Below are 10,253 nucleotides of genomic sequence, written 5' to 3'. Positions count from 1 at the left end.
CTCCGCGCCCAAGCTGGGGACGGCCAATGCCGAAACGCCCGTGGGCAAGACGGATGCCGTTGCCGCCAGCGCGCCGGACATGGTGGCGCACAACATCCCGTTGCCGACATGGCGGCCGCAGACTGAGGCAAGCGCGGTGCGCCAGCCGGAAGCGGCCAGATCCGCCGATGCCGTCGCTGCCTTGCTGGCCATGCACCATCCCGATACCGTCCTTGATGCATCGACCGCTCGGCAGGTTGCCGTTCCGGCACCGAAACCCGAGGATCGTGTCAGGACCAGCCCCAAGGCCGATCGTGTCCAGCCACGCCTCGATCCCGAGGCCACCGCCGTGATTGTGCCCGTAGCGGATCGGCGCATCCCTGAGGGAGGCTCGGCAGCGGCGTCTGTCATCGCCGCCAATTTCATCCGCACGGCGCCGGAGCAGGTCTATCTCGACGGATTCCAGCCACGCGGACAGACGTCGGATCACCGCCGCTTCACAGGTTCCGCAGTGAAATTCCTGCCCATCGCCAGTTTCAAATAGGGGGCGAACGCTTCCATTCGATCCGCTATAGCGTTGCGGGACGCGGATGGCCGTCACGCCATTGCGCAAACCATGCCGGCGCCGCTCATACGGCTCTGTAAGCCGGGATCGTCCGAGAAGGACCTTGCCGAGGCACAAGCCTTGCCGGCTGGTTTGAACTGACGCCTTGTCGAGGATTCGAAAGTTCGGATCGTCCTGCAGAGCCTCGGCGAACTCGATCTTGGCGCCATGGCATTGGCGAGACGCGATGTGCCAAGAGATCGGCATTTGCACTGGTAGTTCGCCTGTGATTCAAGACGGCGATAAATCCCACGCTTTGCGGTTGGAGCGCTGAATGACCGGATGGACACGCCGCGGCCTCTTGAAAACGGCCGCCATCGCCGGCGCAACAGGAGTTGGGCTCTCGGCCATCGGCCGGCTTGGCAGCCTCGCCGCCGCGAGCCCTGAACCGGTGGTGCTGCAGACGGCCAAAATCCAGGCCAGGCTGATGGATATCGGCCCGACCAACAATGTGCTGACCTATGGCAATGCCGGAATGCCGCCGGTGCTGAGGATGAGGAAAGGCGAACCCTTCGCGGCGCGCCTGGTCAACGCCATCGATGATCCCACGACCATCCACTGGCACGGCATTCGCCTGCCCAACAAGATGGATGGCGTGCCCTTCCTGGTGCAGCCCTACGTCTACACCGGCGACCATTTCGACTACGCTTTCACGCCGCCCGACGCCGGCACCTTCTGGTATCACCCGCATTGCAACACGCTGGAGCAGATGGGCCACGGCCTGACCGGCGTGATCGTGGTGGAAAACCCGGACGATCCGAAATTCGACGCCGAATTCGTACTCAATCTGCGCGACTGGCGTCTTGGCGACGACAGCCAGTTCATCGACCAGTTCCGGCCGCGCGATGCCGCGAGAACCGGCACTTACGGCACGGTGCGCACCGCCAACTGGCTCGACCAGCCGCAATATGACGCGCCGGCAGGAGGCCTGGTGCGGCTGCGCGTCGCCATCACCGATGTCACGCGCATCTATGCCTTTCGCGTCGAGGGCGCCGAGGCGACCGTGATGGCTCTGGACGGCAATCCGGTGCCACAGCGTTTTTCACCCGATGCCTTGCTGCTCGGCCCGGGGCAGCGCATGGAACTCGCCATCCGCATGCCCGACCAGGAGGGCGCGGTGGTGAGCCTGCGCGATGTCAGGGGCACCAAGCCCAAAATCCTGGCGACCGTGCGCGCGACGGGCGGTTCGCTCAAGCGGGATGTTCGCGATGTTGCGCCGCTGGAGGTCAATCCGGTGGCGGAGGTGGATCTGGCCGCCGCCCAGCACATTTCGCTGGCGCTCAGCGCCACGGCGGAAAACGTCCCGAGCGACGGCATCTGCGGTTCGCTCGGCTACAGTTTCTGGGCCATCAACAAGGTGCCGTGGCCAGGCGATACATCCGATCCGACCGCGCCGCTGGCCGAATTGAAGCTCGGCAAGAGCTATGTCATCGACATGGAGAACCTGACGCCGCAATCGCATCCGATGCACCTGCACGGCATGAGCTTCAAGGTGCTGTCCTCCTCGACGCGGCCGGTGCAGCCGCTGATTTCGGACACCTATCTCATCCAGCCCAACGAGAAGGTTCAGCTCGGCTTCGTCGCCGACAATCCCGGCGACTGGCTGCTGCACTGTCACATCATCGAGCATCAGAAATCGGGCATGACGAGCTACGTCAGGGTGGTCTGAAGCCACCCCGAAGGCCAAGTCGCTCCGTCGGAGGCCTACTTGCCCCGAGCCTACGCCTCGCAATGCTCCTAGATCATTCCAAGCCTCTGCTGCCGCCTCGGCGCAAAGGCACTCCCCAGATTTGCCGTGAGACGAATGGCTCTCCGAGCGTTCGCCTAATGAACATTTGCCTTTGTTGGCAAACGAATCTTTTATTGGGGCTGTTCACAACAATGTCAATTGGCAACCGTTTGGGCCAATAGATCGGGGCGCAGGCGCCTTTTCCGGGCATTTTCGCTGGGAATCACGGCTCGCGAGCGGTTTCATTGGCACACGCGACCGGTCCCTGCTAATCCGGCCGCAAATCAAGAAGCTGTGGACATCTCACGTATGACCAATGTCGCCTTGACCGGGCTTGCCCGCGATCTCGCCAGCCGCGCCGCCGAGGGTCGTCCGGTGCGCATCGGTGTCATCGGTTCGGGCGAGATGGGCACTGACCTCGTCACGCAAGGCATGCTGATGCCTGGCATTTCGGTCTGTGCCGTCTCCACCCGGCGCCCGCACACCGCGCTTGACGCCATCCGCATCGCCTATGGCGACGAGGCGATGGCGGTCGAGGCAGACGCGGCATCGAAAGTCACCGCGGCCATCGAGGCAGGAAAGATCGCCATCACCTCGAAGGAGATGCTGGTCACCAATCCGTTGATCGACGTCGTCATCGACGCCACCGGCAAACCGGGAGTCGCCGCCGATTTCGACCTGATGGCGATGGAGCATGGCAAGCATCTGGTGATGATGAACGTCGAGGCCGACGTCACCATCGGCTGCTATCTGAAGCAGCAGGCCGACCGGCTTGGCGTGGTCTATTCGGTCGGCGCCGGCGACGAGCCGTCGAGCTGCATGGAACTGATCGAGTTCGCGTCCGCCCTCGGCCTGACCATCGTCTCCGCCGGCAAGGGCAAGAACAACCCGCTCAACCACGACGCAATGCCCGACGATTATCGCGAGGAAGCGATCCGCCGCAACATGAACCCGCGCATGCTGGTCGAGTTCGTCGACGGTTCGAAAACCATGGTCGAGATGTGCGCCATCGCCAACGCCACCGGGCTGGTGCCCGACGTGCCCGGCATGCATGGCCCAAGGGCCGACCGCGACGATCTCGCCAAGGTGCTGATCCCGCGCGAGGATGGCGGGCTGTTGTCGAAGAAGGGCGTCGTCGATTACACGATCGGCAAGGGTGTGGCGCCCGGTGTCTTCGTCATCGTCGAGGCGACGCATCCGCGCATCGTCGAGCGCATGGACGATCTGCATATCGGCCACGGTCCCTATTACAGCCTGTTCCGACCCTATCATCTGACATCACTGGAAGTGCCGCTGACCGCTGCCCGCATCGTGCTTTTCGGCAAGCCCGACATGGTGCCGCTGCCAAGGCCGGTCGCCGAGGTCTGCGCGGTCGCCAAGCGGGACCTGGCAGCCGGCGAGACCTTCGATGCGATCGGCGAGACCTGCTACCGTTCCTGGACCATGACCGTCGGCGAAGCCCGAGCCCAACGCGCCGTGCCGGTCGGCCTGCTCGAGGGCGGCAAGGTGCTCAAACCGGTCAGGAAGGGCGAACTGCTGACCGCCGACAACGCCGCACCCGACCCGACGACGAGGCTGTTCGCCTTGCGCCGGCTACAGGACGAGATGCTGTACGGAACAAACTGAGGGCTTACTTCCCCAACTCGATCGAGCGCAGCCTCGCCGCCTCGACTGCCCGCGTCAGCAAATTGGTCAGCCGATCCTCGCCCATCAGCACGCCAAGGGCCGCTGCCGTCGTGCCGTTCGGGCTGGTCACCTGCTGGCGCAGCACACCGGGATCCTCGTGGCTTTCAGCGGCGAGCGAGGCGGCGCCATAGACCGTCTGCATGGCGAGCAGCCTGGCGGTTGCACCAGGCAACCCTGCCTTCTCGGCGGCCACGGTCAGCGCTTCGATAAAGTGGAAAATATAGGCCGGCCCCGATCCCGACACGGCGGTCACTGCATCCATCAGCCCCTCGTCGTCGATGGTGGCCACTTCGCCGCTCGCCGACAGCAGGTCGGCGACAAAGCGCTTGGTATCATCCGAGACGAGTGGGTTGGAAAACACCACCATCATGCCCTTGCCGATGGAAGCCGGCGTGTTGGGCATGCAGCGCACGACCGGCGCGCGGCTGCCGAGGACATGTTCGAAGGTTGAGACCGGCGTGCCTGCGGCGATGCTGACGAAGGTGGTGCGGCCATCGCCGAAACGCTTGTAGGCGGCGGTGACGTCGCGGATCACCTGGGGTTTTACCGCGATGACGACGAGATCGGGCACCGCATCGGCTGGGATCTCATTGGCATCCGCTGATGTGGCGCAGCCAAGCTTCGCAGCGCGCTGGCGCAACTCCGCATTGGGCTCGACCACGAAAACCGCCGAGGGCGCGAGCTTGCCGGATTTTAGCCAGCCCGAAAGCATGGCGTAACCCATATTACCGCAGCCGGCGAGAACAAGCCTGATCGTCATCGAAAGCCCTCCGAAGGAAGGCTTTGACATAGACGCTCACGGTTCCCCGGGGAAGCCCCTGTCAGTCCGGGCGGGAGCCACGCACCGGGATCGACCGCAGCGAAACTTGCCTGAGGCCAAGCACGCCGAGCACGAAGAACAGCCAGACCGGGTCGCCGCGATGGAAGAAGAAGCTTTCGAGGAAAGCGTTGAGCGCGGTGAATAGCACCACCATCATGAAGAAGTCGCCGAGATAGATATTCTCCTTGCGCAGCGGAATGCGCATGTAGTCGCGCAGTGGCGCGATGAGGAAGGTGTAGGCCGCCACGCAAAGGGCCGGGATGCCCATCAACACGGCGATGTCGAGATAGCCGTCATGGCCGTGCACGATGGTCCGGATGTCCCACGGTCGGTCGAAGGGCTGGTCCTGGTTGAGCAGCAGCGGCGTGCCCCAGAAACTCTCATAGCCGTAGCCGGTCCATGGTTTCTTCGCCAGCATCGATCCGGCGAACTCCCACAGCGTCGTGCGGCCGGTATAGGTCATGTCGGGAAAATAGATCGTCGCCAGATGCTTCACCGGCGGCAGGAAGACGATGCCCAGCGTGCCGACCGCGGTGGCGATGATCGCCAGCGTAAACAGGATCGGCGTGCCGAGCCGCATGCCCATCAGGCTCGGCAGAACGACGATCAGGATCGAAAACGGCACGAGGCCGGCGGTGGTCTTGGAGCCGGTGTGCAGCATGAAGATCATCGCCGCGCAGAAGATTCCCGCGCCCCACCAGCGTTGCCCGCGCCGGTAGAGGTAGAGGCCGGCGAAACTGAAGCAGGCCATGATCGGGCCGGCGATGTTCTTGTGGGTGAACACGCCGCGCCACAGGCCGGCATGTTCGGGCTCCTGGGAATCAGCCGTGTGTAGCGCTTCGTGCGGAAAGACGATCAGGCCGACATAGGAAAGGCCCATCACCACCACGGCGGTGAAGATGATGACTTTCGAGAAGGACTCGGCATCGCGCGGCAGCGCCAGGATCGTTGCCATGGTCAGGATGCCGATCATGGTGAAGGAGGCGGCGCGCATCGCCGAGGGTGGGTCGGTCGCCAGCACCACCGACAGGAAGAAGAAACCCAGCATCAGCACCCATGACGGACTGAGCAGCGAACGAACGATGCGCGGATCGGCAAAGGCCATCAGCGAGAAGATCGAAACGGCGCCGAGCGACCCGAAGCCGAGCTGATTGACGATGTCGCCGCCGTCGCCGGTGAGTTCGGCCCCTGCCGGCTGGAACGGGCGGAAAGACACCATGATGACGGTGAACAGCAGTGCGGCGATGGCCGTCGCCACACCGTCGCGCGTGAACGCGTCGCTGAGCGGGGCGCGCTCAGTTTTTCTCGGGCTGGCGATACTGCTCATTGGCATATCCGAATTCGGCCAGCACGCGGCCGAACGCCACATGGACGGGGTAGATGGCGATCGCCGGCGATCCTGTCCGCGCCAGCCTGATCAGGCCGCGAAACGGCGAAGCGGCCAGAAGCGCCAGGCTTTTCGCCAATACCCTGGCGCCGGCCAACGGGGTGCCGGCGCGCTTCTTCTTTTCGACCAGCGTCGAGATCACCCCGTTGCGCAGGCTGCGGGCTCGGACCCAGTCGGCCTCGATGCGCCGCGCCGGGACGGCCTCGTGAACCCTGGCCTCGGCACACCAGCCGAGCACAAAGCCCTTTTGCGCCGCCCGGCTGAGAAAGTCGGAATCGCCGCCGCCCATGAAGTTGAATCTGAGATCGAGGAAGGGCGGCCCCATGGCGATCAGCACGTTGCGACCGACCAGAAGATTGCCGGACGAATAGAGCGCCGGCACCCGTCCCGTCTCCCGGTAGGGCGGCGCGAACACCGGATGCTCGGCCCATCTCGCATGGGCGGCATCGGCGAAGACAGGCACCTGCGGGCCGCCGACAATATCGGCGCCGAGCGTCTCGGCAGCCGTGCACATGCGTTCCAGCCAGTGCGGATCGGCGATCTCGTCATCGTCGATGACCACCAGATGCCTGAAGTTCGGGAAGTGCAGGATCGCCGTCTGCCAGCCGGCATTGTAGGCGCTGCAATTGCCGCGCTCATGCGCGATGATGACCATGCCCGGCATCTCGCCGCGCTCGAACAGCGGCAGCACCGCCTGGGCGCCTTCCCGCGCCTCGGCTTCGTTCTCCACGACGATGACGGCAAAGCGCCTGCCGGTCCTCTGTGCGCGCAGCGAAGCCAGCGTTTCCAGCACCTGTCCGGGCCGCTTGAAGGTCGGCAAGGTGACGACCGCCTCGACGGCCTCCACGTTAAGCCGGGGAGAGCGTCCAGCGATCGATACCGAACCATCCGATGGCAAAGGGATCATCCGTGTCCAGCCACATGGTGAGTCGCGTTCTGGTAGCACCACGGTGATAAGGTTTCGTTAATCACCTTGCGCGGAGAGGCCCGTCGGGCAGGGGCTTTCGGCCCCTGATTATGCTCGCTTAATCAAGGGTTCACCGCGCTTTGCTACCGGCTACACCACAGGATAGGTGAGATGCATCTGCTGTTCGCCACATCGATCGTGCCCGACGGCGCTCTCGCCTCGGGTTACGAGATCGCCAATGCTGCGATCATCGCTGCGTTGCGGCGCGCCGGCGCGCGCGTCACGGTCATCGGTTTCACCTGGCCAGGGAAGGCCGCTGCCGACCCGCAAAACACCGTGGTGCTGGGTGCGATCGACGTGCGCACGGAAAGCGCCTCAGCGCCGCAAAAGCTCGCCTGGGTCGGCAAGGCGATGCTGTCGGGCCTCACTTTCGCGTCGGCCAAGCTGCGTGCGGTGTCCGAGCACGAGGTGCGGGCCGCTCTCGAGCGGGCCGGGCCGTTCGATGGCTATGTGCTGAATTCCGTCCAGTTCGCCGGCGCCTTCGAAAAGCTCGTCGAAGACAAGCCTTCGATCTTCGTCGCCCACAATGTCGAGCATCTCTCGGCGCTGGAGAACGCTGCTGCTGCCGGCGGTCCCTTCCAGCGCCTGCTGTTCCGCCGCGAGGCAAGGCTGCTCAGGGTCGTGGAAGAGCGTCTCTGCCGCCGCGCGCGCTTTGTCTTCACGCTGGCCGAGGAAGACCGGGCGCCACTCGGTGTCGCTGCCACCGACCGATCGGCGGTGCTGCCGCTGGTGACCGGCGCCAGGGCGCCAACCCGAAACGGCCCGCGCCGGATCGACTGCGACGCTGCGTTGATCGGCACCTGGACCTGGCAGCCGAACCGCATCGGCCTTGACTGGTTCCTTGGCAAGGTGGTGCCGCATCTGCGGCCCGGTTTCCGCATCCGTATCGCCGGCCACATGCCTTCAGGCGTCACCTCGGCGCATCCGGGTGTCGAGTTTGTCGGCCGTGTCCCGGATGCCAGCGCGTTCGTGTGCGGCGCGGCGGTCATCCCGCTGATCAGTACCGCGGGCAGCGGCGTGCAACTGAAGACCATCGAGACCTTCGAACTCGGCCTGCCCTCGGTCGCCACAACCCGCTCATTGCGCGGCATCGACCATCGCCCCGACAATTGCATCGTCACCGACGATCCGGCCGGCTTCGCAAGGGCCCTGGAGGCCGCGGCCGCCGACGTCCGGGACGTCGATGGCGGCGCGTTCCATCGCCAGCAGGTCAAGGCGCTGGATGTCGCCATCCGGCTCGGCTTGGAAAAACTCGGGGCCGTCAGGCAGGAGGTGTTCGCATGAATATGCACGCCGCCCGCGCGGGATTCGGGCGCGACAGCCTGAAGACGATCCTCGGCATCTCCGTGCTCGCCATCCGTTGGGACGATGCCATCGCCCTGCTCACCCGCCTTATCGCCGAGCGGCGCTTCACCAAAGTCAGTTTCCTCAACGCCCACAATGCCAACATTGCCTATTCAGACCCGGTCTTCGCCGAGGCGCTCGACGATTTCCTCATCCTGCCGGACGGCATCGGCGTCGATCTCGCCGCGCAGCTTCTCTATGGCGCGCCCTTTCCGGACAATCTCAACGGCACCGATTTCGTGCCGGCCTTCTTGCAGGCCTCGACGCGGCCGCTGACCGTCGGGCTGCTCGGCGCTACGCGCGTCAACGCCGAGGCGGCGTCGGTCAAGCTGGCGGCCCTTGCCGTGCAGCACAATTTCGTGGTCATTCATGACGGCTATTTCTCCGCCGCGCAGGAGCCGGAGATCATTGGCCGGATCGCGGCGCTGCGGCCCGATATGCTGCTGGTCGCCATGGGCGTGCCCCGCCAGGAACTGTGGATCGCCCGCCACATCGACGACCGCCACTGCACGATGCCCATTGCGGTCGGCGCTCTGCTGGATTTCCTGAGCGGCTCGGTGCCCCGCGCGCCGCTGTGGATGCGCCGCCTGCGCCTGGAATGGCTATTCCGGCTGGCGGTCGAGCCGGGCCGGCTCTGGCGCCGCTACGTCGTGGGCAATCCGGTGTTCCTGTGGCGGGTCGTCAAGCAGAGATGGTCGCATGGCGTCGAAACGGCCGGAGAGCTCCGTTGAACAAGCGGTTTGTTCCAGATGCCCTTGCCGGCTCGGACCTGTTGCCGAAGACGCCGACCGCGGCGGTGGTGACGGCAAGCTATGCGCCGGATTTCGAGCGCTGCCGTCTGTTGTGCGAGACCCTTGATCGGCATGTCTCCGGCGCCGCGCACCATTATATCCTGGTCGAGCACCGCGACGTCGCGCTTTTCCGTCAGCTGGAGACGGACCGGCGCACTGTTGTCGACGAGCGCGACCTGCTGCCGCGCTGGCTGCGCGCCTTCGACGATCCGTTCAGCCTGTTCCGCCGGCGTGTCTGGTTCAGCCTGAAGACGCAACCGCTGCGCGGCTGGCACGTGCAGCAGCTGCGCCGCATCGCCATAGCGGCACATGCCAGGGAAGACGTTCTGGTCTTCTGCGATTCCGACGTCGCCTTCCTGAAGGCCTTCGACTGCACCGCGTTCTGGCGCGACGGCAAGGCGCGGCTGTTCCGCCGCGACGACGCGCTTGCCGATGACGGTCACGACGAGCATCGCATCTGGTCGCGCAATGCGGGGTCCGCGCTTGGCATCGACCCTTCCCGGACGTCGGCCCACGATTATATCTCGACGCTGATCGCCTGGCGTCGCGACACCGTGCTTGCCATGTGCGACCAGATCGAGAAGGCCCATGGCCGCGCCTGGGTCGAAGTGCTTGGCTCGGCGCGCAGATTCTCCGAATGCATGATCTATGGCCGCTATGTCGACGATCTGCTGGACGGAGCCGGCCACTTCCACGGTTCGGCGGAATTCTGTCGCATCCACTGGACGGGCGAGGCCTTGTCGGACGAGGAGTTTCGCCGCTTCGTTGCCGATATGGCGCCGGAGCAGGTGGCGATCGGCATGCAATCCTTCATCGGCACCGATATCGGCCGCATCCGCCGTTTGATCGGATTGGGTTAGCCCGAGGAGGTATTCGGGTCAGGACGGGCCGAAGACGGTGGCTTCCGAGCACCGGAAGCGAAGCGAGCCGCTGTTCGCAGGCCGGC

8 protein-coding genes and 1 pseudogene are annotated in these 10,253 nt (G+C 64.9%); 6 read left to right on the top strand and 3 right to left on the bottom strand.

Features of this window, described 5'->3' with window-relative positions:
* The 3 genes and pseudogenes from C1D09_RS29520 to C1D09_RS29510 form a co-directional block, all read left to right on the top strand.
* Positions 1 to 523, top strand: a pseudogene (locus C1D09_RS29520) (DUF882 domain-containing protein); the annotation flags it as partial.
* Between the two features lie 334 nt (positions 524 to 857).
* On the top strand, positions 858 to 2,252 hold the full coding sequence (locus C1D09_RS29515) for a multicopper oxidase family protein (protein WP_143977505.1): 1,395 nt from the start codon (positions 858 to 860) through the stop codon (positions 2,250 to 2,252).
* A 369-nt stretch (positions 2,253 to 2,621) separates the two neighbouring features.
* A complete protein-coding gene (locus C1D09_RS29510; protein ID WP_143977504.1) occupies positions 2,622 to 3,938 on the top strand; it encodes an NAD(P)H-dependent oxidoreductase in 1,317 nt (438 codons plus the stop codon).
* A gap of 4 nt (positions 3,939 to 3,942) precedes the next feature.
* On the opposite strand, the gene proC is transcribed toward C1D09_RS29510, so the two are convergent.
* The 3 genes from proC to C1D09_RS29495 form a co-directional block, all read right to left on the bottom strand.
* Entirely contained in the window at positions 3,943 to 4,758 is an 816-nt protein-coding gene (proC, locus tag C1D09_RS29505; RefSeq protein ID WP_143977503.1) for a pyrroline-5-carboxylate reductase, read from the bottom strand.
* 61 nt (positions 4,759 to 4,819) lie between these two features.
* Positions 4,820 to 6,145 carry an O-antigen ligase family protein gene (locus C1D09_RS29500; RefSeq protein ID WP_143977502.1) on the bottom strand — a complete coding sequence of 442 codons (1,326 nt, stop codon included), beginning with the start codon at positions 6,143 to 6,145 and terminating at the stop codon, positions 4,820 to 4,822.
* Positions 6,114 to 7,112, bottom strand: coding sequence for a glycosyltransferase family 2 protein (locus tag C1D09_RS29495; protein ID WP_143977501.1), 999 nt, complete (start codon positions 7,110 to 7,112; stop codon positions 6,114 to 6,116). The genes C1D09_RS29500 and C1D09_RS29495 overlap by 32 nt, the downstream gene beginning before the upstream one ends.
* A 171-nt stretch (positions 7,113 to 7,283) precedes the next feature.
* Between C1D09_RS29495 and C1D09_RS29490 the strand changes: the two genes are divergently transcribed.
* The 3 genes from C1D09_RS29490 to C1D09_RS29480 are packed head-to-tail and all read left to right on the top strand — an operon-like array spanning position 7,284 to position 10,167.
* Entirely contained in the window at positions 7,284 to 8,456 is a 1,173-nt protein-coding gene (locus tag C1D09_RS29490) for a glycosyltransferase family 4 protein (protein WP_143977500.1), read from the top strand.
* On the top strand, positions 8,453 to 9,247 hold the full coding sequence (locus C1D09_RS29485; protein WP_143977499.1) for a WecB/TagA/CpsF family glycosyltransferase: 795 nt from the start codon (positions 8,453 to 8,455) through the stop codon (positions 9,245 to 9,247). The genes C1D09_RS29490 and C1D09_RS29485 overlap by 4 nt, the downstream gene beginning before the upstream one ends.
* Entirely contained in the window at positions 9,244 to 10,167 is a 924-nt protein-coding gene (locus C1D09_RS29480) for a DUF6492 family protein (RefSeq protein ID WP_143977498.1), read from the top strand. Before C1D09_RS29485 ends, C1D09_RS29480 begins: the two co-directional genes overlap by 4 nt.
* Positions 10,168 to 10,253 lie beyond the last annotated feature (86 nt).

Source organism: Mesorhizobium intechi (assembly GCF_002879535.1).
In the GTDB taxonomy this organism is placed as follows: Bacteria; Pseudomonadota; Alphaproteobacteria; order Rhizobiales; family Rhizobiaceae; genus Mesorhizobium; species Mesorhizobium intechi.
Note: the sequence above shows the minus strand (reverse complement) of the source record. Positions and strands in the feature narration are given on the sequence as shown.